General features: G+C 64.2%; 21 protein-coding genes. 9 read left to right on the top strand and 12 right to left on the bottom strand.

Annotation, left to right across the window (positions count from 1 at the left end; all coding sequences use genetic code 11):
- Positions 1-32 precede the first annotated feature (32 nt).
- On the bottom strand, positions 33-512 hold the full coding sequence (locus tag GAU_RS00760) for a hypothetical protein (protein ID WP_012681639.1): 480 nt from the start codon (positions 510-512) through the stop codon (positions 33-35).
- Between the two features lie 71 nt (positions 513-583).
- On the opposite strand from GAU_RS00760, the gene ispG reads away from it, so the two are divergent.
- Positions 584-1822 carry a flavodoxin-dependent (E)-4-hydroxy-3-methylbut-2-enyl-diphosphate synthase gene (ispG, locus tag GAU_RS00755; protein ID WP_012681638.1) on the top strand — a complete coding sequence of 413 codons (1239 nt, stop codon included), beginning with the start codon at positions 584-586 and terminating at the stop codon, positions 1820-1822.
- A gap of 173 nt (positions 1823-1995) precedes the next feature.
- Here the strand turns inward: ispG and GAU_RS20125 are convergent, their stop codons facing one another.
- From GAU_RS20125 to GAU_RS22365, 7 genes are all read right to left on the bottom strand, one after another.
- Complete coding sequence (locus GAU_RS20125) at positions 1996-3207, bottom strand: YncE family protein (RefSeq protein WP_012681637.1); 1212 nt, start codon at positions 3205-3207, stop codon at positions 1996-1998.
- 7 nt (positions 3208-3214) lie between these two features.
- On the bottom strand, positions 3215-5233 hold the full coding sequence (locus tag GAU_RS00745) for an Ig-like domain-containing protein (protein ID WP_012681636.1): 2019 nt from the start codon (positions 5231-5233) through the stop codon (positions 3215-3217).
- 89 nt (positions 5234-5322) lie between these two features.
- Positions 5323-5919, bottom strand: coding sequence for an HD domain-containing protein (locus GAU_RS00740; protein ID WP_012681635.1), 597 nt, complete (start codon positions 5917-5919; stop codon positions 5323-5325).
- A 38-nt stretch (positions 5920-5957) separates the two neighbouring features.
- Entirely contained in the window at positions 5958-6467 is a 510-nt protein-coding gene (locus GAU_RS00735) for a GAF domain-containing protein (protein ID WP_012681634.1), read from the bottom strand.
- A 58-nt stretch (positions 6468-6525) separates the two neighbouring features.
- Positions 6526-6960, bottom strand: coding sequence for a DUF6992 family protein (locus GAU_RS00730; RefSeq protein WP_012681633.1), 435 nt, complete (start codon positions 6958-6960; stop codon positions 6526-6528).
- Between the two features lie 24 nt (positions 6961-6984).
- A complete protein-coding gene (locus GAU_RS00725; RefSeq protein WP_012681632.1) occupies positions 6985-8694 on the bottom strand; it encodes a hypothetical protein in 1710 nt (569 codons plus the stop codon).
- Positions 8695-8803: 109 nt separating this feature from the next.
- A complete protein-coding gene (locus tag GAU_RS22365) occupies positions 8804-9301 on the bottom strand; it encodes a plastocyanin/azurin family copper-binding protein (RefSeq protein ID WP_012681631.1) in 498 nt (165 codons plus the stop codon).
- Positions 9302-9671: 370 nt separating this feature from the next.
- Between GAU_RS22365 and hisG the strand changes: the two genes are divergently transcribed.
- The 8 genes from hisG to hisIE are packed head-to-tail and all read left to right on the top strand — an operon-like array spanning position 9672 to position 17101.
- On the top strand, positions 9672-10550 hold the full coding sequence (gene hisG / locus GAU_RS00715) for an ATP phosphoribosyltransferase (protein ID WP_012681630.1): 879 nt from the start codon (positions 9672-9674) through the stop codon (positions 10548-10550).
- Complete coding sequence (gene hisD, locus GAU_RS22570) at positions 10547-13027, top strand: histidinol dehydrogenase (RefSeq protein WP_197526027.1); 2481 nt, start codon at positions 10547-10549, stop codon at positions 13025-13027. Before hisG ends, hisD begins: the two co-directional genes overlap by 4 nt.
- Entirely contained in the window at positions 13024-13665 is a 642-nt protein-coding gene (gene hisH / locus GAU_RS00700) for an imidazole glycerol phosphate synthase subunit HisH (RefSeq protein WP_012681628.1), read from the top strand. The genes hisD and hisH overlap by 4 nt, the downstream gene beginning before the upstream one ends.
- A complete protein-coding gene (hisA, locus tag GAU_RS00695; protein WP_012681627.1) occupies positions 13662-14375 on the top strand; it encodes a 1-(5-phosphoribosyl)-5-[(5-phosphoribosylamino)methylideneamino]imidazole-4-carboxamide isomerase in 714 nt (237 codons plus the stop codon). Before hisH ends, hisA begins: the two co-directional genes overlap by 4 nt.
- Complete coding sequence (locus tag GAU_RS00690; protein WP_012681626.1) at positions 14372-14911, top strand: imidazoleglycerol-phosphate dehydratase; 540 nt, start codon at positions 14372-14374, stop codon at positions 14909-14911. Before hisA ends, GAU_RS00690 begins: the two co-directional genes overlap by 4 nt.
- Positions 14911-15693 (top strand): imidazole glycerol phosphate synthase subunit HisF, encoded by a 783-nt coding sequence (hisF, locus tag GAU_RS00685; protein WP_012681625.1) that lies wholly within the window; start codon positions 14911-14913, stop codon positions 15691-15693. The genes GAU_RS00690 and hisF overlap by 1 nt, the downstream gene beginning before the upstream one ends.
- Positions 15690-16481, top strand: coding sequence for a histidinol-phosphatase (gene hisN / locus GAU_RS00680; RefSeq protein ID WP_012681624.1), 792 nt, complete (start codon positions 15690-15692; stop codon positions 16479-16481). The genes hisF and hisN overlap by 4 nt, the downstream gene beginning before the upstream one ends.
- A complete protein-coding gene (gene hisIE, locus GAU_RS00675) occupies positions 16478-17101 on the top strand; it encodes a bifunctional phosphoribosyl-AMP cyclohydrolase/phosphoribosyl-ATP diphosphatase HisIE (RefSeq protein WP_012681623.1) in 624 nt (207 codons plus the stop codon). The genes hisN and hisIE overlap by 4 nt, the downstream gene beginning before the upstream one ends.
- A gap of 62 nt (positions 17102-17163) precedes the next feature.
- Here the strand turns inward: hisIE and GAU_RS00670 are convergent, their stop codons facing one another.
- The 4 genes from GAU_RS00670 to GAU_RS00655 form a co-directional block, all read right to left on the bottom strand.
- Positions 17164-18657, bottom strand: a complete 1494-nt coding sequence (locus tag GAU_RS00670) for a M20/M25/M40 family metallo-hydrolase (RefSeq protein ID WP_052574166.1) — start codon at positions 18655-18657, stop codon at positions 17164-17166.
- A gap of 193 nt (positions 18658-18850) precedes the next feature.
- Entirely contained in the window at positions 18851-20362 is a 1512-nt protein-coding gene (locus GAU_RS00665; protein ID WP_041265112.1) for a Gfo/Idh/MocA family protein, read from the bottom strand.
- 178 nt (positions 20363-20540) lie between these two features.
- Positions 20541-21992, bottom strand: a complete 1452-nt coding sequence (locus GAU_RS00660) for a M16 family metallopeptidase (RefSeq protein ID WP_041265111.1) — start codon at positions 21990-21992, stop codon at positions 20541-20543.
- Positions 21989-23344 (bottom strand): M16 family metallopeptidase, encoded by a 1356-nt coding sequence (locus tag GAU_RS00655; RefSeq protein ID WP_052574165.1) that lies wholly within the window; start codon positions 23342-23344, stop codon positions 21989-21991. The genes GAU_RS00660 and GAU_RS00655 overlap by 4 nt, the downstream gene beginning before the upstream one ends.
- Between the last annotated feature and the right edge of the window lie 36 nt (positions 23345-23380).

The raw sequence follows: 23380 nt of genomic DNA, 5'->3' as shown, positions 1-23380 counted from the left end.
TTGATGTGATGCAGCCCTACTAACCCCGAAATTCACTCCGGGATCCTCTCCACACCCGTGACGAAGTACTCGGTTTCTCCGAGACAGGAAGTCGGGATTCCGACATGCTGCTCGTACTGGACGGTCACCCGATCTCCGCTGAGCGCTTCGATGGCACGAGCCAGCGAGTCGCTGCGCACGGTGAAGGTGAAGCTGTCCGACCGGAAGCCCCGGGCGATGTCCGTATAGAGTGTCCCCTCCCACGTTTTACAGACATATCCCTTTCGGGCGATCTTTTGGACGTAGCCCGCACGCTGTCCGTCGGAATAGCTCCACGACAGGGCTGCGGCCGACCAGACTACGATCACGGCGATCGGGAGTCCGATCAGGACCACCAGCGTGGTGAACAGCCAGTGCCGCAGAAAGAACGAGCGGCGGGGTTTGCCCGCAGCCGCAGGAGAAGCGGACGAAGCGCCCGCAGGCGTGTCGACTGGTGCGTCACCCGACGGTGACGGTTGGGAAGGGTCTGTCATGACTGGAACTTGGGGGAGCCCATGAGCACGCGCTAGCTTACGGAATTCACTCTCACCAGGGTTTCAGTATCGTGTCCTCCGTCACCGAATTCGGCCGACGTCGCCCCTCTGTCACGGTGCGCGTACGCGGTGTCCCCGTGGGTTCAGGGTCGCCCGTCGTCGTGCAGTCGATGACCAACACGGACACGGCCGATGCTGCCGGCACCGCCGACCAGGTGGCCGCTCTGTTCGAAGCAGGATCGCAGAAGGTCCGCATCACGGTCAACAACGATGAGGCGGCTCAGGCGGTTCCGGAGATCCGCCAGCGTCTCGATGATCGTGGTCTCGACGTGCCACTCATCGGCGACTTCCACTACAACGGACACCTGCTGCTCACGAAGTACCCCGCTGCCGCTGCCGCGCTCGACAAATACCGCATCAATCCGGGCAATGTCGGTTCGAAGCGCCGTGACGCGAACTTCACCACCATCGTGCAAGCGGCCATCGAGCACAACAAGCCGGTGCGCATCGGTGTGAATTGGGGTTCGCTCGATCAGGATTTGCTCACGCAGATGATGGATGCCAACGCGTCGTCCACCACGCCGCGTGATGCCAAAGACGTGTACATGGACGCGATGCTGGAGAGCGCTCTGCGTTCAGCAGCGCTCGCGGAAGACGTGGGATTGGCGCACGACAAGATCATTGTCAGCGCCAAGATCTCCGTGGTACCCGATCTCGTGGAGTGTTATCGTCGCCTCGCCGCGCGCTGCGACTACCCGCTGCACCTCGGGCTGACCGAGGCGGGCATGGGCAACAAGGGCGTGATTGCGTCATCCGCCGCATTGGCCATCCTGCTCTCCGAAGGCATCGGTGACACCATCCGTGTATCACTCACGCCCAAGCCGGGTGGTGATCGTCGCGAAGAGGTGTTTGTCGCGCAGCAGATCCTGCAGTCCCTGGGGCTCCGCTCTTTCGCGCCTCAGGTCACCGCATGCCCTGGCTGCGGCCGCACTACGAGTTCGTTCTTCCAGCATATGGCGGAAGACATTCAGGGATACCTGCGCGAACAGATGCCGGTGTGGCGCGCATCGCGACCGGGTGTGGTGGAAATGAAAGTGGCCGTGATGGGCTGCGTCGTGAACGGCCCCGGCGAATCGAAGCACGCCAATATCGGCATTTCACTGCCGGGCACCTTCGAAGAGCCCAAAGCGCCCGTGTACGTGGATGGCAAGCTGTTCACCACCCTCAGGGGTGATCACATCGTGGCCGAGTTCCTCGTCATTCTCAATGAGTACGTGGAGCGCACGTACGGACAGTTGTCGGCCGTCTGACAGGTAGAAACAGCGGGGGGAACACAGACGGCACGGAAAACGGGCAGATAACACCGATACAACAACAAATTGATTGAACTGAGCCGCTGCTCATCAATTCATTCAAGAAATGTTGTTTAGCTGTATCTGTGCAATCTGCTTGGTTTCCGTGCCGTCTGTGTTCCCCCCGCTGTTCAAGGCACGATATCGATACCACCAGCCTGCTGACCGACATCGACCCGCGCCACGGTCTTGAGCGCGACCAGATCGATGATCTCCACGGTACCCGGCTCGCTGCCCACGCCTTCCACGCTCACGAAGGCATAACGATCGTCAGGCGTGATGACCACGCCATGCACCACACGGCGCTGCGTGGGGAGCGTGGCCAGCATGGCGCCCGTCCTGGTATCGATCACCGAGACACTTTGCCCACGCTTGTTGGTGGCCACGAGCTTCGTGCCATCGCGCGTCACGGCCAGATTGTACACGCCGTTCCCTGCCGGAATGCGACGACGCATACGCCAGGACGCCACGTCGATTTCCACCAGATCGCTCGTGCCGTTGCACGCCACCCACACCGTACGGTCGTCGGGTGAAGGCTGTGCCCAGGTTGGCGAACAGGTGGTGCTTCCCGCTGCGGGCTGCGCGAGACCATGGCCGCTCATGTCGTGGCCTCCGTGTCCCGCCGCATTCGCCGCCCGCGTAGCAGGCGCACCGTTCATGCCTTGCTCAGCGCCCTTGGTGAGCAGGAAATGTCGCGACACCTGCAACCCGTCCAGATCGATCTCCACGAGCTGCTCGTCCATCATGCACACCGAATAGTGACGTGTGCCTGTGCTGTTCATGCGCGAGCCATGTGGCATCGCACAGGTGGGAATACGGGCGATTTCCTGCAGACTATCGGCGCGCACCACAGATACATCCGACGGCACCATGTCACCGTGCAGATTGAAATTCACCACCACAATGAGCCGGCCATCGGGGCTCACCTGCAGCGTCGCGGGGAAATTTCCCAGCATCACCTGCCCCTGATAGCTGTTGGTGCGAGTATCGAACTTCCACAACACGCCATACGGCGTGCCGTGCGCCGTGGTCACATAGTAGTTCGCCCCATCCGGTGTCACCGCGAGTCCATGTGGCCCATCGGGGTCGGCGAGCATGACACCCACTTCATGTTCACCCACCACCTTGGCACCCTGCGGTCCGAACTCGATGACCGCCACGCGGTCCACCGACTCCGAAGCCACCAGCGCGCGATAGGTGCGTGTCGGCGCTGGCACTCCCGCAGACAACGACGCGGGTGCCTGCTGGGCACCCGCGTCGTTCACACCGTTCACGGCGGCGGTCACCACCGCCGTAGCCAGCGTGGCAAACCGGCGGATCTGTCGATCAGTCAAACGACGCATCACATCCTCATGGTACGATGGCGCTCTTCTTGGGATCGGGCTTGGGCTCCATGCGCACGATCCAGAGGCCGTTGTACATGTCGTTCACATACGCCAGCCCGTTGCGGACCACCACACCCCACGTCATCGCGGCGTTCTTCACGAAACCGTCCTGATCGGCCGTGTGCACATGCACCATCTCGCGCTGCTGGGCACGTAGGTCGCCGCGCAGTTCACCGGAGATGTCGAAAGCGCGGAAGCCAGCGTTGTAGGCGCCCATGTACAGCGTGTCACCGGCCACCCACACGTTGTGCACACCGCCGAACTCGGGCTCGTAGAATGCCACACTCTTCGGCTTGGCGATGTCGGACACATCGATGACCTGCAGGCGTCCGTACGCACGACCAGCCGACGCATCCTTCGCTCCCTTCACCGGCGACGCCGGAAACACTTCGTCGGCAATGAACACGTAGTTGTTGTGCCGCCACGCCGTGTGAGTGCCACGAATGAAACCAGGACCACCCGACGCTTCCACCTGCCGGTACATGTCGTTCAGGTCGTACTTGTACTGCGACACCAGTTGCGGATTGGCCGGCGACCCACCCTTCACGCCATTGCCGATATCGAGAATGACGAGACCGTCATTCCAATAGCTCAGATACGCGAGGCCATCCTGCACATCCACGTCATGCAATGAGCGACCCGCATCGGGCCGCGGCGTCTTCCACACCGACGCCGTCTTGGGCGCGCACGGGTCGCTGATATCGATGATGTGAAACGCACCCGTGCCATCGTTGGTGAGATACACATGGGTGCCGAACTTCTCCTGGCGATACACATACGTGGAGTGCACACCACCGGTGAGTCCGTCCGTGAAATCGGCGCACTTCTTCGGGTGCAGCGGATCTTCGAGCGAGGCAATCACGATGCCATTCTTGCGATCACTCGCCCCTTCGCGTGTGAACACCATGTGCTTGCCGTCGGGCGTCGTCATGATGTCGTTCACCCGACGCGTGTTTTCGACGAGCGAATCGGTCACCACCGGCTTGGTCTTGTCGGTGATGTCGATGGTGTACATGCGATCGCCACCGGAGCCGGTGCCCAGATACGCGATTTCGCGCGTCGGGTGCAGCCACACTTCTTCGGTGGTGAACTTCATGCGCGGCAAACGACCCACCACCGTAGCCGGCCGGCGCACGTCACGCGGCGTGAGACGCACCACGGCCTGCGCACTCTGTGTGCCCAGCGTGGCGGTCACCACGTAGGTGCCCCCTTCGTAGCCGGTGAACGCTCCATCACGATCGATGATGCCCTGCCCGGGACTGAAGCTGTAGCTCGGCGTGACACCGGTGATGGTCTTGCCCGCGGCGTCCTTGGCCGTCACGGCAAACCGCACCACATCACCCGTGCGCGCTTCACGCGAAGACGGCGACAGACTGATCGACGCCACCCGCGATGCCACGACATCCACCGCCACCGTCGTGGTGGCGCGATCGACACGGCCGGTGAGCGTGGCCCGTCCCATCGCTTTCGCTTCCACCAGCCCATCGGCATTCACACTCACCGCCGCCGGATTGCTGCTGGTCCACACCACACGATCGCGGCGCACATCACCAGCCGCGCTCTTCACCACCGGTGCCAGCACCAACCGTTGTCCGGCCACCAGACGGGTCGGAGCGTCCACGGTGATCGTCGCCGCAGGACCGGCCACCATGCGCACTTCCACACGCTGTGTGAGCGTGGACGCTCCCGGGATCTGGGCCACGATGGTCACCGGCAGCGTACCGGTGGAACCAGAGCGCACCAGCCCATCGGGATCCACACGACCTTCGAACACACCGCCCGCCGCCACAAAACGGATCTGCGCCGTGGGCACCGGCTGACCGGACGCGTCCACCACCCGCGCCTGCAGTCGCAGTGTATCCTCGGCCACCACCATCGGCTCGGCCGGTGTGATGATAAGACGGGCACCCTGCACTGGTGCCGGTTGTGCCGATGCCGGCTGCACCGACTGCAACAGGGCGGCCACGACGAGCATTGGGGTCATCTCACTTCCTCGCGTTCAGGCGGTGGAGCGTTGATCGAACGTCAGACGAGTGTGTGTGTCGAGTGGAACGCGTGATAGAGCCACGCAGATCAGGCCTGCTCGAGGCCCTGCGCGGCACCCTCGAGCTCGTCCACGATCGGCGCATCAAATCCGACTTCCCGCAGACGGTCGGCCACACGACGATACCAGCGCACCGTACCTTCACGGCCGGCCGAGAAACGCCCCCACACGGTTTCCGGAAATGCGGTGCGGCGCAGATCGGAGAGAATCGAGTTGGCGTTGTGCACCTTGTCGGCGGCACACACCCACAGCGCGTCTTCGTTGGCCTGGCCGAGGCGAAGGAGGTAGTCCTCCTTCCGCTCGTCCCACGAGAAGTCGACGCCATCGTCATCGCTGCGCCGCGCCGTGACCGCCATGACGGCGTCGAGCACCGAGCTGCCGAACTTGCGACCAATGCGCTCTTCGAGCACTTCGCGCGAAAGACCATCACGCACGCCGTCTTCGATGACATCGTGCAGGATGCCGGCGACCACGGTTTCTTCCGGACGACCATAGCGCGTCAGGATGATCGCCACATTGGCCGGATGTGTGAGATAGGGGAGACGTGTGCCTTTGCGCACCTGCTGGTCGTGATGCTTCGCAGCGAAGGCAAACGCGTGATTGATGCGATCGGAGTACCCGGTCATGACCTGATCATTGGCAGAGGCGATGGGAGATCGCGGGTTCAGGCGGGGGTGGGAACATACGTCGTACGACCGAACCAGGCCACCAACTGTTCGAGGCCACGCTGATCGGCTTCACCAAAAGCATCGGGCTGTGCGGAATCGATGTCGAGCACCGCCAGCAGGGCACCCGTGGAATCGAACACCGGAACAACAATCTCGCTGCGCGAACGGGCATCACACGCGATATGCCCGGGGAAATCATGAACATCAGGCACCACGACCGTTCGGCCTTCCGCGGCCGCCGTGCCACAGACGCCGCGACCGAAGCGGATATCCTGACAGCCCAGTGATCCCTGATACGGCCCCACCCGCAAGAGCTGCCCCGCCTCGACGACACGATAGAAGCCGGTCCAGAGATGCCCGAATGCATGGTGCAACAGCGCACTCGTCGTGGCCATGCCCGCAATGATGTCGTGACTGTCCTCGAGCACGAGTTGCTGGATGGTGAGCAACTGGGCGTACGCGTCCTCACGCGGGACGGATCGCAAGTCGGGGATGACGGGTTCCATCAGATCGAGGGCGCGAGAAGAAGACGAGTGCGGAAAAACCAGCGCGAACGCATCGACACTACCGCAACGGACCGATGGCATCGATGAGTCGCAGGTCGAGCACGGCCAGCGCGATGCCTTGCACGATCACGCCAATGCCGGCGCCCATGAGCCCGAAGCGCGGTCCCAGACGCCAGCCGGTGAGCAGCAGTGTGGCACCGACCGCGGCGTACCCCACGTCGAGACCGGTGTTCAGCCAAAGGATGTTGAGCAGCTCCTGCGTGCCGGCAAAATCCCGCAGTGCCACGGAGCGCCAGCTACGAAGCGCCAACAGCACGTTGATGACGCCCCATGCTGCGGTCTGGACGGCAAAATGCCGCAGCATGGGCGCCGCCGTACGGCGCCAGACGAGCCAGGCGAAGAGCGCCGAGCCCGTGACAATCGAGATGGCGCCCCACACCAGCAGTCGCTGCAGGTGCATCCGTTCCAACGCCAACAGCGTATCTGCCCACATGCTCGGAGACTAGCCGGAAGATCGTCAGCCGACCAGCGGCAGCGCGCCAGTCCACATGATGACCGCGCGCACGCGCCGTCCCTGCTCGACCACATGGCGTTGTGCCTGGCCAATCCAGGCCAGCGGTGTCGCACCGAGTCGCGCCACGAGCACGACATCGGTCACGTCAGGCGCCGGGGAGCGACGTTGGCGATCCGCCACGAGAACGGCAAAATCATAGCGGGCCAGGATGGACACGAGCTCTCCGCGTGCATCCAGTGTGGCATCGACCGACACGTCGCCGGCAGCACCGGCCTGCGCCGAAGCGCGCGCGGTGATTTCCCGTTGACGATGTACGGGGGGCGCCGAGCGGGCACGCACGAGATCAACGGCGGTTTCGCCTCCCAGAGAGAGCGCGCGGGTCGTATCCCAATGCATGGCCGCCGTCGCGTCGGCGCGTTGCAGTGCCAACGCCGGCAGCAACGCGCGCAGCGCACTTCCTCGTTCTGCGAGATCGACCAACACCGTTTCTCGGGATTCACTGGCCGCGATCGCCGCGAGGTGGATGGCCACCGCCGCCGCAACGATCGGCTGATCGCTCAACACTTCCACCTCGCGGGACACGTCACCGATGTTGGTGAGTGTGAGATGCAACAGCGGCCAGGCATCGCTGCCCGTGCGATCCTGCCCACCACGAGTCCGCATCTGCTCCGACACCCCCGGAACCATGCCCGTGGCAATGGGGGTCCGCGCCTGCTCCTGATGCACGATCACCCGCGCACCGGTGAGCCGTTCGAGCTCCTGGGCGTCTCCGACCTTGGGTCGACGCACTTCCCGGGCGAGTGCGGTGGAAAACCCGACGCTGATACCAAGGACCAGTGACGCCAGCAGTGCGGCGACTGGCGGGATGGTGAGTTTCTCCCGATTGCGCACCACATCGCGTGCGGATGCCACGTCACGATTGAAAAGCCGGGCGGCATTCAGTGCGGAATCAGCCTGGCGACCCATCTCGATGGTGCGTCGGATATCGGCATCGAGCGCACTGTCGATGACGGCGGTACGGCGTTCCGTGTTGACGCCTTGAGTGTCCGTCGTGCTGTCGCCCACGCCGGGCGACCCGCTCGCCACGCGGAGTCGTCCGTTGCCGATCGTCAGCAACCGTTCACCAAGCCGGGTGAGTTGTGCAGTGAGCGCCGCATAGCGCGCATCGGGCCCACCGAGCGCGGCATAGGCCTCTCGCTCACGGTGGACCTGCTCGATGGAATCGAGGGTCGCGCGCGCGCGGGTGTCCTGCTGGAGGACCGTCTCCGTCACCAGCGTCCGATAGCTCTCCACCAATGGTGCTTGGCGGGCGCGGGCAATGGCTTGCTGCAGAACGGCCAGGTCACCGTCCGACACCGCCGGCATCCCTGACGGTGACGCCGTGATGACTGCGGCAGCCGAATCGCCGCCTGTGACCGACGGGCTGCTGATGGCGCTCTGGCGCCGCAGACTGTCGGCGCGCAACTCGAGCATCCGCTGGCGCACGGTGACCGTGTCCCGTGCCAATAGCAGCGCCTGGGTGTCACGCGGCGCGGGCAATGCCCCGAGCGCCAGTGCGAGTGCCCGGTCGACCTGGCGAGGCACCAGGACGAATGTGAGGATCGCCACCAGCGTCGTCAGACAACTGACGGCGGCGATGAGCAGTCCGTGTCGCGCCGCGTTGCGGGTGCGCGCCGCCAGCCAACGGGCGCGAGTCAGGCGATCAGGAGACACACGAGACGGCGAGAGGTACCAAGTGGGGATGCGCTAGACACACTCCCGGAACGAACACGGGGGCCAGCGCATTGCGCCAGCCCCCGCCGTCCTGCAGAACGCGATCCGATTACTGGATCGTGACCTTGCCCTTCATGTTCATCGCGAGGTGCGGCGTGCAGTTGAATTCGTACGTGCCAGCCGGGACACCAGCGAACGAGATCGTGTAGCTCTCACCCGCGTTCAGCATCATCTTGCCCGAAAGCTCACCAGCCTGCTCCGTCATGTTCGCGAGCAGCGCCGACTTGGCCGCGGCCGGCAGCGTGGCCGGATCAAACGCGACGTTGTGCGGGCCGCCGCTGACCATGTTGAACTTGATGCCGTCGCCGGCCTTGATCGTGATCTCAGCGGGTTCGAAGCGGTAACCCTTCTCATCGCCGACCATGTTGATTTCGTGCGTCGTACCCGTGATCGGGGCCGCTGCCGCCGCCGGAGCTGCTGCTGCCGGAGCTGCTGCTGCCGCCGACGCGCCGGCCGCCGCCGAATCCGCCGTCGCCGTGTCACCACCACCGCACGCGCCAAGCAGGATCGCCGCGCCGGTCACCACCGCAAAGCCGAGAAACCGCATGTCGAGAGGCCTCCAGAGCCTGATCGAGATATTTTCAGTTCTACAGGACAAAATCCTGTGCTCACAGGGCCCTGTGAACCTCGTGAAGTTATTCACAAGCCCCGCGCACGCCAACCCCTCCCGCGGCACATCTTGACGCCCCCAGAGCCGACCGCTACCCTCACTTGGATATGCCAACGCTCCGCCAGCACCACCATCATGCGCATCATGGCCACGGCCCGACGGGTCGGGGGTACTATGTGCATGCTCAGGTGATCGGCCGCTAAGGCACCCAGACATTCGCAGGCTCCCCGGGCCCGTCCTCTTCGAAGGACGGGCCTTTTTTGTTGATCCTCATCTGGCGTTCCGATTACAGGAACAACCCATCTATATGCTACGCATCGCTTTACCAAACAAAGGACGTCTCAGCGAAGACACCCGCGGGCTGTTCAACGACGCTGGACTGGAAGTCCGGTCCTCCGGTGAGCGGGCCCTCACGGCGTCCCTGGGTGGGGAGTTCGAGGCCATCTTTGTGCGCGCACAGGATATCCCCGAATTCGTCGCCGACGGGGCGGCCGACGCGGGCGTGACCGGATGGGACCTGGTCAGCGAATCCGGGCGGGAGCTCACCTCGCACCTCGATCTCGGGTTCGGGCGCTGCCGACTCGTTGTGGCCGCCCGAGAGGATGCCGGCGTCCGGTCGCTCGAAGATCTGGCCCGTCAGGCCCCGCCGATGCGAGTCGCCACGGTCTTCCCGAATATCACGCGCCGATTCTTCGAAATGGCGGGTGTCCCCGTGACCGTCGTACCCGTCTCCGGTGCCGCAGAAATTGCCCCGCACCTCGGTATCGCCGATGTCGTGGTCGATCTCACGTCGACCGGATCCACCTTGCGAGTGAACGGCCTGCGGGAAGTGGAAACCGTGCTGCGCTCGAGCGCGCACCTCATCACGGCCGTCGCGGGCCCACGGAACGGTGACGTCTCGCGAAAGCAGGAGTTCGATGATCTCGTCACCGCTCTCGCGTCGGTGATCCGTGCACGCGGACAACGCTACCTCATGGCCAATGTGCCACGTGAAGTCCTCGATGCGGTGCGCGCGGTGCTTCCGGGACTCAATGGTCCGACGGTCATCGATATCGCCGATCATAGCCGCTATGTCGCCGTGCACGCGGTGGTCAGTGCCGACACCATCTATCGCACCATTTCGCAGCTCCGGGCGCTTGGTGGTGAGGGCATTCTCGTGACGCGCATCGAGCGTCTCATTCCATGACCACCATGCGCACCGATCGCCCGCCTGTGGACACCGACCTGCCGTTGCGTGCCCGTGGATCATGGGACCGTCTCGACAACGCCACCCGACGCGCCCTGGAAGATCGTGCCTCCACCGTGGACCCCACGATTCGCGAGCGCACGAGTGCCGTGATCGATGCGGTGCGCCGCACCGGCGACGCCGCGCTGATCGACATGGCCCGTCGCTTCGATGGCGCCACGCTCGAGACGCTCGAAGTGCCACGGGCCGAATGGGATCGTGCGCTCGCCGCTCTCGATCCGGCACTGCGGCAATCGCTGGAACGCGCGGCCCGCAACATCGCCACGGTGCATCGTGCGTTCCTGCCCACCATCACCCGCAGCACACCGGAGCCCGGCATCACGGTGGTGCGTCGTCCCGATCCGCTCGGTCGTGTGGGCATCTACGCGCCGGGGGGACGCGCGGCGTATCCCAGCTCGCTGTTGATGGGTGCCGTCCCCGCACGCGTGGCCGGCGTCGGCGAAATCATCGTGTGCACACCACCGGGTCCCGACGGACGTCCTGCGGATGTGGTACTGGCGGCGGCGGCGCTGGCCAATGTGGATCGGGTGTTTGCCGTGGGCGGCGCTGGAGCAATCGCCGCGATGGCGCTGGGCACAGCGTCGGTGCCCCGCGTGGATCGCATCATGGGTCCAGGCAATGCGTACGTGGCCGAAGCCAAGCTGCAGCTCGTGTCGGCGGTGGCCATCGATGCACCGGCCGGCCCCAGCGAGCTGCTGGTCCTCGCCGACGCATCGGCCGATGCCAATACCATCGCGCGAGAAATGCTGGCACAGGCAGAGCACGACCCCGATGCGGCCGTGCTGGCGGTGATTGTCGACCATTCGGCCACGTCATCGCTGGCGACACGCGTGGAAACGGCGCTGCAGACGCAGCTCGCCAGCGCACCGCGCGCCGATGTCATGCGCGCGGCACTGGGCGCCCGTGGCGGCGTCGTGCACATGACTTCGATGGATGAAGCCATCACCTTCGCCAATCGCTGGGCGGCCGAACACCTGCTGCTGCTGGTCGACGACACGCAGCGCGATCGTGTGCTCGCCGCGCTGCGCAATGCCGGTACGATCTTCGTGGGCGCATCGAGCTCGGTGGCCTTCGGTGACTATATGACCGGTGCCAATCACGTGCTGCCGACCGCAGGAGCGGCGCGCAGTTACTCCGGATTGTCCACGCTGGATTTCGTGCGCTGGACCACGTGGCAGGAAGTCACGCCAGCGGCCGCCGCGTCGCTGTCTGCCGACGTGGGACGGTTTGCGGATGCGGAAGGCCTGCCGGCGCATGCGGCAACGGCCCGCACCTGGCAGACGGCCACGCCAGTGGTGCCCGCGAACACACAACCGCCCGCCGCCTCGGCGGACCGTGCGCAAATGCCTGACGCAGTGACCGATCGCCTGCGGTTTGCGCGGGCTTTGTATGACGACGTGCCATTGTACGACCCCAAGCGCGCACCGGTGTCACTCGATCTCACCGACAACACCAACTTGTGGGGCATGCCACCCGTTGCCGAGCACACATGGCGCAGCATGCCAGTGGCGCGCGTGACACGATATCCGTCGCTGTACGCGGCAGAACTCAAGGAGGCACTGGCCACGTTTGCCGGCGCATCGCCAGACCGCCTCGTCACCGGCTGTGGTTCGGACGACATCCTCGACAGCGCCATGCGCGCGTTTGGAGAGCCCGGATCGGTAGTGGCCAGCAGCGAGCCGTCGTTTGCCATGATTCCGATCTTCGCCCGCATGAACGGCTTGCGATACGTAGGCATCGCCGAACGTGCCGATCAGCAACCGGATCTGGACGCGTTGCTCGCCGCGAACCCGCGCATTCTGTATTTGTGCTCACCCAACAATCCCACAGGGGCTGTGCTTGCCCGGGAATTGCTGGAGCGCGCGGTACGCGAGGCGCCCGGCGTCGTGTTCCTCGATGAAGCGTACGCCGAGTTTGCGGGCGTATCGGCGGTGGACCTGGCCATGCGTGTGGACAACCTGCTGGTGATCCGCACGATGTCCAAGGCCTTTGGTCTTGCGGGGCTGCGGGTGGGCTATGGTATCGGCGCTCCCGCGCTGGTGCGTGACGTGGAGAAATCCCGCGGCCCGTACAAACTCAACGCGATGGCCGAACAGACGGCACTGGCCGCATTGCAGCATGATATGGCGTGGGTGCGTGAACACGTCGCACTGGCCGTGCAGAACCGTGAGCGCCTGGCTCAGGCTTTGGTGCAGCGCGGATATACTCCGCTGCCGTCGCACGCCAACTATCTCTGTGTGCCGGTGTCCAATGCGGTGGCCGTCGGACAGGCGATGCGCGCCCGTGGAGTGGCTGCGCGTCCCTTCCCGGCGCTACCGCATGTGGGCGACACGTTGCGCATCAGTGTGGGGCCGTGGCCTTTACTCGAACAACTGCTCACCGCGTTTGATGACGCCACCCAGGAGGTGAACGGATGACACCTGATCACTCACCGGTGCGCGTCACGGTGTTCGACTATGGCGCGGGCAATCTGCATTCGCTCGTCAAGGCACTCGAGACACAGGGTGCGCTGGTGCACGTGGAAACCGACCCCGAGGCCGCCGTGCACGACACCGATGCGCTGGTGCTGCCGGGCGTTGGGGCTTTCGCCCCTGCCGCCGCACGTCTGGCGCCGGGTCGCGAGATGATGCGCGACGCACTGCTGGATGGCTTGCCGGCCCTCGGGATCTGCCTGGGCATGCAACTGCTGTTCGACGGCAGTGATGAGGGGCCTGGCCGTGGACTCGGCATCGTGCCGGGCCAGGTACGCCGTCTGGATGCGGCCCGGGTGCCGCAGATCGGCTGGAACAACATCGACGACAGCAGTGATCCGCTGCTGCGCGAGGCGGAGTTGGATATCGCATACTATGCCAACAGCTATGTGGGGCGTCCTACGGCGGCGGGCCTGGGCTACGTGACGGCCTGGAGCACTCACGAAACCGATCGCTTCCCTGCCGCCGTGCGACGGGACAACGTGATCGGCACGCAGTTCCACCCCGAAAAATCGAGCACGCGCGGCGTCGCCCTGATTCGTGCGTTTCTTTCGTTGGCTTCTTCACTTCGGAGTATGGCATGATCGCGATCCCGGCCGTGGACCTGCGCGGTGGTCAATGCGTGCAGCTTGTCGGCGGTGACTACGAACAGGAACAGGTGCGTCTCGCAGATCCACTGTCCGTGGCGCGCGATTGGTCACGCACGGGTTTCACGCGCATGCACATCGTCGATCTCGACGCCGCCACCGGGCGTGGGCAGAACCACGAACTCATTCGCGACCTGCTGCGCGACAGCATGGTGCCCGTGCAGGTCGGCGGGGGGGTGCGTGACGAATCCCGTATCGAACGACTGATCGACGACGGTGCCGAGTGGGTGGTGGTTGGTACACGCGCCGTGGAAGACGAAGATTGGCGCGAAGAAATGGCCAATCGGTTTCCCGGCCGGTTGATCGTCGCGGCCGATGTGCGCGAGCGCCGGGTGGTCACGCGCGGCTGGGCAGAGACGTCGAGACTCGATGTCATCGATTTTGTGGAATCGCTGCGCACTCTGCCCCTGGCTGGTGTGTTGGTCACGGCGGTGCACCTCGAAGGCCTCATGCAAGGCACCGACCTGCCGCTCATGGAAGACGTGGCCGAAGCCAGTGCCTGGCCGGTGTATGCGTCGGGAGGCGTGACGAGCCTGGAGGACATGCGAGCGCTCGAACACCGCGGCCTGGCCGGCGCAGTGTTGGGCATGGCGTTGTATACCGGCGTGCTCGACGCGCGCCGACTGGCCGAGGAGTACGGAGCATGACCGTGGTCGTCAGAGAGTCGAACGAAACGAAGATCCGCCTCGCCATCGTGCAGGGGACTGGCCGGGCAACGGTGAATACCGGCGAGCCCTTCCTCGATCACATGCTGGTGGCCTTTGCGCGGTATGCCGGCGTCGATCTCGATGTGCAGGCCACAGGCGACCTGCGACATCACCTCATCGAAGATGTGGCCATCACGCTCGGTCAGGCGGTCGCCGCTTTCGCCCCCGCCGGATGCGCGCGCTACGGCGAACGCACGGTGCCCATGGATGACGCACTCGTACAGGTCGTACTCGACATCGGCGGACGCCCGTACTACCGCGGTCCGTTGCCGTCGAAGCTGTACGACCACTTCCTCCGCTCCTTTGCCGACAACGCCAAGGCCACGCTGCACGTGCGGGTACTGCGTGGTACCGACCATCATCACATCGTGGAGGCGGCCATCAAGGGACTCGGCTTCGCGTTGCGAGAAGCGCTGGTGGAATCCGGTGCCGTGTTCAGCACCAAGGGGTCCGTCAAACTCGAGATCACCGACTGATGCTCACCAAACGGGTGATCGTGTGCCTCGACGTACGTGGGGGTCGGGTGGTGAAGGGCGTGAACTTCGTGGGTCTGCGCGACGTGGGTGACCCGGTGGCACTCTCAGAGCGCTACGAACGGGAGGGCGCCGACGAAATCACGTTCCTCGATATCTCGGCCAGCGCAGAGGAACGCGCGACGCTGCTCGATGTGGCGCGCCGTACGGCGGAGCGTCTGTTCATTCCCCTCACCATTGGCGGTGGCATTCGCACGGTGGACGATGTGGCAAAGGCGCTGCGGGCGGGCGCCGACAAGGTGTCGCTCAACTCCACGGCGGTGCAGCACCCCGAAGTGCTGACACTCGCCGCGGAACGATTTGGCGCGCAGTGTGTGGTGGCCAGCATCGATGCCAAGCGCAACGAGCAGGGCGTGTACAAAGTGTGGGTGAAAGGCGGGCGGCAGGAAACGCCGTTGGAAGCCGTGGCCTGGGCGCAGGAGTGTGTGGAACGCGGCGCCGGCGAAATTCTGCTCACCAGCATTGACCGTGATGGGGCACGTACGGGCTATGACCTCGACATCACCCGAGCGGTGGCGAAGGCCGTGAACGTACCAGTGATCGCGTCCGGTGGGGCGGGAGAAGCACAACACCTGGTGGACGCAGTGATGCGGGCGAATGCCGATGCCGTGTTGGTGGCTGGCATCCTGCATGACGGGCTGACCACCGTGGGTGCGCTCAAGCAGGTCATGCATGATGCTGGTATCACGGTGCGCAGTGCCGGATTCCGCGCGGAGGCCGCATGAGTCAGATCCTTTCGCCAGCATCGCTGATGCAGGCCGCCGCCGAGGTGGCGCAGGTGGCCGCCAACACGGCGATGCGTTGGTATCGCGATGGCGTGGCCGTGGAAACCAAAGGGGATGGATCACCGGTCACCATCGCCGACCGCGAGGCAGAGCGGGCCGCCCGTGCGTGGTTGTCGGAGCGTTTTCCGGAGGACGGACTGCAGGGTGAAGAGTTCGCCAACGAACGCGAAGGCGCACGGCGTCAATGGATTCTCGATCCCATTGACGGTACGAAGTCGTTTGTGCGCGGAGTGCCGCTGTGGGGCACATTGGTGGCCTGCTGCGAAGGTGACACAGTGCTGGCTGGTGCGGCCTGTTTTCCTGCGGTGCAGGAATTGATCGCGGCGGCACCCGGTGAGGGCTGCTGGTGGAATGGCGTACGCGCCCAGGTGTCGGCGGTGGCGTCGCTCGATCAGGCGACCGCGTTGATCACCGATGAACGGTTTCCCGAGCAGGCCGATCGTCGGGAACGCTGGCGGCGGTTGGCACAGCAGGCGGGCGTGTCGCGCACCTGGGGGGATTGTTACGGCTATCTGCTGGTAGCCACAGGCCGGGCAGAAATCATGGTGGATGACATCGTCAATCCGTGGGATGCCGCCGCCGTGTATCCGCTCATCACCGAAGCGGGTGGACGCTTCACCGATTGGCGCGGTCGCGACACCGCGTTTGGCGGTGACATCATCGCCACCAATGCGGCACTGTCGAACGTGGCCCGGGAGATACTGGTCGACGCGGAGTTGCGGTCATGAATTCCACACTCGACCTCGATGCGCTCGATTTTTCCAAGGGCAACGGACTGGTCACGGTGGTGACGCAGGACGCGCGCAGCGGTGTGGTGTTGATGGTGGCACACGCTGATCGTGAGGCCCTGGAGTACACGCTGCGCACCGGCGAAATGCATTATCGCTCCCGCAGCCGCGGGTTGTGGCACAAGGGTGCCACGAGTGGGCATGTGCAGCGAGTCATTTCGCTTGCCGCAGACTGCGATGCCGATGCGGTGCTGGCGCGCGTGATCTCGGCGGGTCCGGCATGTCACGACGGCACGACATCATGTTTCCGCGATACCGCGCTCGCCGCCGATGTGATCGGTGCACTCGACACCACCATCGCGGCCCGTCAGCAATCGTTGCGCGATGATGAACGCCCCAGCTACACACAGCGGCTCCTCACCGACCGCAATCTGCGTCTCAAGAAGCTGGGCGAAGAGGCCGTGGAGCTGGCGACCGCTTGCGTGGACGGGGACGTGGAGCGTGCGACCGAAGAAACCGCGGACCTGCTCTATCACGCCTTGGTGGCATTGCGCGCCACCGGTGGCACGCTCGACGGGGTGCGGGGCGTGCTGGCCCAGCGGGCCGGATTGATCCCGTAGTCAGCGAGGTGGTGCGGCATGGCAAACCGCACCACCTCGACCTGCGGTGTCGTTGACCGCGACTATCGCGCGGTCACACGCAACAACGTGCGATACAGAAACTCTGCCGCCCAGCCCAGGGCGGGCACGGGGACTCGCTCGTTGTCTCCGTGCATACGCAGCTCATCCTCCATGGGCAGTGGCATCGGCAGAATACCGTAGGTGGGAATACCCTTGGCACGCAACGCGGCACCATCGGTTGCGCCCGTGCTCATGAACGGAATGACCGTGGTCGTCGGCACCATCGCCAGCGCCGACGCTTCCATCGCCTGATACAGTGCGGTGGTCACCGGTGAGACGGGCGGTGACGTGCGGGGCTCACCGTCCAGCGTGAACTTCACCTGCTTTTCGGCGCCCACCCGATTGAACGCGGTCACGATGCCACGCACATCGTCGTTGGGCAGCACGCGCACATTGAACGTGGCGCTGCCGTCCGACGGAATGACGTTGCTGCGGATGCCCCCCTTGATGATCGTGAGCGACTGCCCCGTACGCAGCACCGCATTGTGCAGCGGCTCACGGGACAGAATGGCGGCCGCGGCATCGATCTGCGCCTTGGAAGCACCCGGCGCCGACACACGCTGCATGGCGGCCTTCATGGCCGGGTCCTTCTCGATGCGCGCCAACCGCGAAAAGTAGAGTCGCGTTGTTTCATTGAGCAGCACAGGCGCCTTCCACACATGCACGCGCTGCGCCGCACGCGAGAGGGCCGCGAGCGCATTGTCGGGCAACGGCACCGAACCATGTCCGCTCGGCCCCGTGGCGAGTGCCGTGACGGTGTAAGAAACCTTCTCGGTGGTCTGGATATTCACCGACATCACGCGTCCATCGGCCACGCGCACACGTCCGCCTTCATTGAGCGCGAACTCGGCGTCCTTGATCAGATCGAAGTGTTTGCCGACCATCTCATCGATGCCGACTTCCGGCCCACCTTCTTCTGCCGCAGTGGCCAGAAAGATGATGTCCCGATCGAGCTGATCACGCCGCGCCGCGAGCTGCTGCAACGCGGCCGTGGCGGCCGACAACATGCCCTTGTCATCGATGGCTCCGCGCCCGTAGAGGTACTGCACACCGGGCTCGTTCACGATGGTGGCGGTGAACGGGGGTGTCTTCCACTTGGCGGTGTCTACGCCCACCACGTCCATGTGACCCATGATCATCACGGGTCGCTTGGTGGGATTGGCGGCACGCAACCGCGCCACAAAATTCGCGCGTCCTTCACCCGCTGGCAGCACATGGCGCTCCACACCAGGGATCTTTGCAAACACGCTGTCGAAGTACTGCGCCGTCAGCAGTTCGTTGCCTGGCGGATTCTGTGTATTGCGGCCAATGAGCGCCTTGATGTGTTCGAGCGTGGCGGCTTGCGCCTGTGCGCGATCGAAGCCTGCTGGCGCCGGCGTACTGACGACATAAGGGCTCGCCCCCTGTGCCATCGCAGCGCGCGCACTCAGCGTGCTCGCCACACTCATCGCAGCGACCGTCACCATCTTCCACCGAGGTGTTCGCAGCACCTTCATCGTCTGACCCTCTTTGTGTTCGATCCACGGCGCGTCATGCCACTCGCATGGCGCGCTCCTGTACCACTTTAACAGCGGGGGGAACACAGAGGGCACCAAAAGGGACAGATGGCACAGATACAAATCCTGAATGTTGTATCTGTATTGATCTGCCCCTTTCCGTGCCCTCTGTGTTCCCCCCGCTCTTTTGCTGTTAAAGCTGCCAGCCACTCCGGTACACACGCGTGAGATACTGATTGGCGTCCGGCGCATTGGTGAACTGTGCCTTCTCGCCATCGTACAGCACCTTGCGACCCTGCCCCGCACGCAACGCCGCGATACCCAGCAGCATGGTCTCTGTAAGTGGTGCGGCTTGAGAGAACGGCGAACTGATGACCGCTTCGCCCTTGGCTGCCTGGATCCAGTTCTGTTCGTGCGACACCGTCACTCGCGGATGCGACACCGGCACCTTGGCCGCCTTCACCGCAATCGCTTCGGGGAAAATGCGTGGCTTGTTGCCGTAGGTTTCGTAAAACATGATCCCCTTGGTACCGATGAACACACCACCACCGCCGTCGCTGCCGGGGTTGGTCATCGGCACATCATCGGGCAACATGGCCGGCCGCGGTGGCATGAGGCCACCATCGTACCAGAAGAGCTTCACCGGTCCACGCTTGCCAACAGCGGGATACTCGAACTGCACCGTGGTAGCCATCGGATAGGTCGCCGGCGTCTGAGCGCCACCACCCCACGGACTTGACGACGCCACAATGCTGGTTGGATAGGTGAGCCCCAACGCCGTGTACGGCTGATCGATGAGGTGTGCCCCCATGTCACCGATCGCCCCCACACCAAAATCAATCCATCCGCGCCACGCGAACGGATGATAGGCCGGGTGATACGGAATCTCGGGCGCCGGTCCGAGATAGAGATCCCAGTTCATGCCCGGAGGCGGGGTCGTGTCGTTCGCCGCCATTGCCGCACGCACCGCATTGTCGACCGTGCCCATGTTCCACTGCGGACGTGCGTTGTTGGCCGGCACCGGCGCATTGGCTGCCCGCGGCCGCGGGATGCCCTGCGCCCAGTAGCGTACGGGCCGATCGGTCCACACATGCACTTCCTGGATCTTGCCGAGCACACCGGACGCAATGATCTCGTTGATGCGCCGCGAGCCTTCCATGGAATGGCCCTGGTTGCCCATTTGCGTGGCCAACTTGGGATTGGCCGCCGCAGCCTTGGCCAGCAGACGCGTTTCGTACACCGAGTAGGCCAGCGGCTTCTGCACGTACACATGCTTGCCCAGTTGCATGGCCGCGAGCGCAATCGGCGCATGCAGGTGATCGGGCGTGGCCACCATGATCGCGTCGATGTCCTTCTGCTTGTCGAGCATTTGCCGGAAGTCGGCGTACTTGGTGGCCTTCTTGTAAGTCTCGGCCAGCAGGATGTTCTCGGGGGTGGGCTCACCCTGGCGCGGCTTGAGACGACCATCCAGCGATCGCTCCACATAGCTGAAATCCACATCGCACACGGCCACGATATTCTCGGTGAGCATCTGCGACATGTTGCTCATGCCCATACCACCGATCCCCACACACGCGATGTTCAGCTTCGCGCTGGGAGCCACATACCCCGGCCCTCCCAGCACCACGCGAGGAACGATCATGGCACCGAGGGCCAACTTGGCGGAGTCGCCGACAAAATCGCGGCGGGAGTAGGAGCTCGACATGAAAGAAGCGCAGGGGAGGCGGAAAGGCATTCGGGGATGGAGGGCTGACCACGCGTGGTCAACCGCCATCCCCGTGCGACGGGCGCGATGCCCGATGATATAGCCCTTCCCCTGCAGTCCGTCGAGAGCGTGATCCGCGTGAGCGACGCCGGAGCGCCCGGAGCCGCTCAGAATCGCATCAAAAGCGCAGCAATCGGGCCGGCGTGACCTTGGCGGGATCGCCCACATACGCCCATCGCACCTTGGTCATATAGGTGCGCGCCGCCCGCTGGATCTCCTCGGGCGTTACCGACCGGAGCTCGTCCACGAAACGCGAAGCGCGCCGGAAATCGCTCTGATACAGTTCCGCCCGGGCCAGCAAGTTGGCCTGGTCGGCGTTGGTCTCATTGTCGAGGAAGTAGGTCACGATGAACTGCTGCACCAGTCGGTCGAGACCATCGTTGGTGATCGTGCCTTCCTGCAGTGCGCGGATCTGCTGCTGCATGATGGCCAGCACTTCGTCGGGCTGCGTGGTGGTCACGTACAGACCACCCATCGAAAACGCCCGTTCCACAAACGGGGCGTTCACCGAGTACGTGAGGTTGCGACGCTGACGCACTTCACCGAACAGGCGACCTGAAAGCACGGCACACGCCAGACGCAGCGACGCATAGTCCTTGCTCGATGCCTGCGGACCGTGGAAGTAGCCCTGGAGGTAGTTGGTCGGTAGTTGCCGCTGGGCGACCACATAGGCACTCGGCAAGTCCGCCGGCGGCTCCGGCAACGTCCAGGCATAGCTACCGCGCGGCAACCGACCGATCGACTCGCGCACCAGCTTCTCCACGCGCGCACGCGACACATTCCCCACCACCACCAGCATCATACGCGACGTGACCATCTGCTGCGTCTGATACGCGCGCAGATCGGACACCTTGAGGGCACCGAGCGACGCTTCGGTGCCCGTGGGCTCGAGCGCGTACGGATGTCCCGCAAACGCAATGCTGTCCGCCATGAAGTCCAGCAACGCATCCGGGCTGTCCTTGCGCTGGCTCACCGCCGTCACGAACTGCTCGCGCACCAACTCGACCTCGGCCGGATCGAGTCGCGGCGCCATGATTCGGTCTGCCAGGATGGCCCAGGTGCTGTCGAGTGATGTGGTCGTGGCGCGCAATGCGACCGTTGTCCAATCCACACCGGGGCTCACACCGATCACGCTCCCCATGCGCGCCATTTTTGTGCGCAGCACATCCCGCGGGTATTTCTGCGTGCCCCGTTCACCCGACTCCAGCAACAACATCTCGATCCCCTGCGTAGCCAGCGTCAATTGCCGCACGCCACCCAGCAGATACAGATTGGCCGCCACGACATTGTTGGCGGTGACCCTCCGCAGAATCACCGGAATGCCGCTCACTTCGAACTTCATGGTGAGCGAATCGTCTCCCATGATCGCGGGCGACAGGGCCGGCTCCGCGGGACGCGTGGCCGGACGCGGCGCAGCAGGCCGTCGTACCGGCGCCCGCGTGGCTTGCGCCTCGAGCGCCGCGTTCATCACGGGTGCCAATACCGCCGCACCAAACACCACCGATGCACAAACCATCAGTCGTCCACGGCGACGCATCAGCCCCGTCGGCACCTCACGTGACACGGTCATGGGCGCACCACCGGACGTGTGGTCGGCGTGAGCAGTTCACTTTCGGTGAGCCCGATCGCACGCCGGGCCTCGGCTGACAGCAGCACATTGGTCACACGCGGCTTGCCCGCGATGTAGGTGCGCGTGTAGCGCATCAAGTCGGTGATGCGCTGCTGCGCCATCTGGTCGGTATAGCTCATGAAGTAGTCGAGGTTGGCCACGCTCCACCAGAATCCGATGGTGTGCGCAATCTCCGAAGCCTTTTCGATGCCGAAAGCACTCGACACCGCGCGCTGTGCCTTCACCGCCTCGATCTCGCGCGGTGTGATGTAGGTGGGGTCGGTGAACTTGGCGATCTCCCGCTCCAGTGCCGCCATCGCCGCGCGATACTTGTCGGGCGTCGTCTGACCACTGATGGAAATCGGACCCGTGTGATTCAACGTGTAGTAGTTCACGCCGACGCCCTGCCAGAGCCCCGTGTCCACGAGGTTCTTCTGGAAGGTGGAGCCTGGTGTGTTGAGCACGTCGCTGAACACGTCGGCGGCGAACGTGGCGCCTGGGTCCTTACCCACACTGGGTCCCTGCCACTGGATCAACACAGCCACGGCATTGATCGGCTCTACGCTGATCTGCGCCTTGTTGCTCTCGAGCGCAGGGATCGCCGGAATGGGATCGGCCACAAAGGGATCGGCCCCCTTGGGCCAGCCGCCAAAAATCTGCTCGGCCATCGCGAAGATCTTTTCCGGGTCCACGTCACCCGTCACGATCAAGGCGCTGTTGTTGGGCACATAGTACTTGCGCTGGATCTCGCGCATCTGAGCCGGCGTGACATTGGCAATCACCTTGCGATCGCCGATCGTGTTCTTGCGGCTGAACTGCCCGGGATACAACAACGCCGTGGCCTTCTGCTGAAAGTCGAATCCGGGCTGGGCTTCGTTCCGATCGTACTCGCCAAGTACCACTTCTTTTTCGGCAGCGAGTTCGTCTTCGCGGAAACTCGGATTGATCAGAGCACTGGCCAGGAACTTGAGACCACCCACCACCGAATCGGCGGGCAGCGTCAGGAAGTAGTTGACCCGCTCTTCCTGAGTCGTGCCATTGAACACGGCGCCCAGCTCACCAGCGCGCTCGGTGAACGCTTCGGCATCGGGCAAGTCTTTGTTCGCCTTGAAGAACATGTGCTCGTACATGTGTGCGAGCCCGGCGTACTCCGGCGACTGCGTGAAGGCTCCGTTGCGCACATTGATTTCGAGCGTGGCAATCGGCACGCCGTGATTCTCCACGACGATCACCTCCATACCATTGGCGAGCAGCTTGCGCCGCAGGACCTTGTCGAGCTCCGCGCGCGACTGGGCCTGAAGCGGGGCGACCATTACTGCGGAGGCAGGCGCCGCGAGCAGGAGGGCGCA

The sequence above is a fragment of the Gemmatimonas aurantiaca T-27 genome (assembly GCF_000010305.1).
Classification (GTDB): domain Bacteria; phylum Gemmatimonadota; class Gemmatimonadetes; order Gemmatimonadales; family Gemmatimonadaceae; genus Gemmatimonas; species Gemmatimonas aurantiaca.
This window is presented reverse-complemented; position numbering and strand designations above follow the sequence as displayed.

Excerpts from the sequence above, each read along its gene's own strand:
- GAU_RS00760 (WP_012681639.1), bottom strand. The coding sequence starts at position 512 with ATGACAGACCCTTCCCAACCGTCACCGTCGGGTGACGCACCAGTCGAC.
- GAU_RS20125 (WP_012681637.1), bottom strand. The coding sequence starts at position 3,207 with ATGCGTCGTTTGACTGATCGACAGATCCGCCGGTTTGCCACGCTGGCT.
- GAU_RS00745 (WP_012681636.1), bottom strand. The coding sequence starts at position 5,233 with ATGACCCCAATGCTCGTCGTGGCCGCCCTGTTGCAGTCGGTGCAGCCG.
- GAU_RS00740 (WP_012681635.1), bottom strand. The coding sequence starts at position 5,919 with ATGACCGGGTACTCCGATCGCATCAATCACGCGTTTGCCTTCGCTGCG.
- GAU_RS00735 (WP_012681634.1), bottom strand. The coding sequence starts at position 6,467 with ATGGAACCCGTCATCCCCGACTTGCGATCCGTCCCGCGTGAGGACGCG.
- GAU_RS00730 (WP_012681633.1), bottom strand. The coding sequence starts at position 6,960 with ATGTGGGCAGATACGCTGTTGGCGTTGGAACGGATGCACCTGCAGCGA.
- GAU_RS22365 (WP_012681631.1), bottom strand. The coding sequence starts at position 9,301 with ATGCGGTTTCTCGGCTTTGCGGTGGTGACCGGCGCGGCGATCCTGCTT.
- hisG (WP_012681630.1), top strand. The coding sequence starts at position 9,672 with ATGCTACGCATCGCTTTACCAAACAAAGGACGTCTCAGCGAAGACACC.
- hisD (WP_197526027.1), top strand. The coding sequence starts at position 10,547 with ATGACCACCATGCGCACCGATCGCCCGCCTGTGGACACCGACCTGCCG.
- hisH (WP_012681628.1), top strand. The coding sequence starts at position 13,024 with ATGACACCTGATCACTCACCGGTGCGCGTCACGGTGTTCGACTATGGC.
- hisA (WP_012681627.1), top strand. The coding sequence starts at position 13,662 with ATGATCGCGATCCCGGCCGTGGACCTGCGCGGTGGTCAATGCGTGCAG.
- GAU_RS00690 (WP_012681626.1), top strand. The coding sequence starts at position 14,372 with ATGACCGTGGTCGTCAGAGAGTCGAACGAAACGAAGATCCGCCTCGCC.
- hisF (WP_012681625.1), top strand. The coding sequence starts at position 14,911 with ATGCTCACCAAACGGGTGATCGTGTGCCTCGACGTACGTGGGGGTCGG.
- hisN (WP_012681624.1), top strand. The coding sequence starts at position 15,690 with ATGAGTCAGATCCTTTCGCCAGCATCGCTGATGCAGGCCGCCGCCGAG.
- hisIE (WP_012681623.1), top strand. The coding sequence starts at position 16,478 with ATGAATTCCACACTCGACCTCGATGCGCTCGATTTTTCCAAGGGCAAC.
- GAU_RS00670 (WP_052574166.1), bottom strand. The coding sequence starts at position 18,657 with ATGAAGGTGCTGCGAACACCTCGGTGGAAGATGGTGACGGTCGCTGCG.
- GAU_RS00665 (WP_041265112.1), bottom strand. The coding sequence starts at position 20,362 with ATGTCGAGCTCCTACTCCCGCCGCGATTTTGTCGGCGACTCCGCCAAG.
- GAU_RS00660 (WP_041265111.1), bottom strand. The coding sequence starts at position 21,992 with ATGACCGTGTCACGTGAGGTGCCGACGGGGCTGATGCGTCGCCGTGGA.
- GAU_RS00655 (WP_052574165.1), bottom strand. The coding sequence starts at position 23,344 with ATGGTCGCCCCGCTTCAGGCCCAGTCGCGCGCGGAGCTCGACAAGGTC.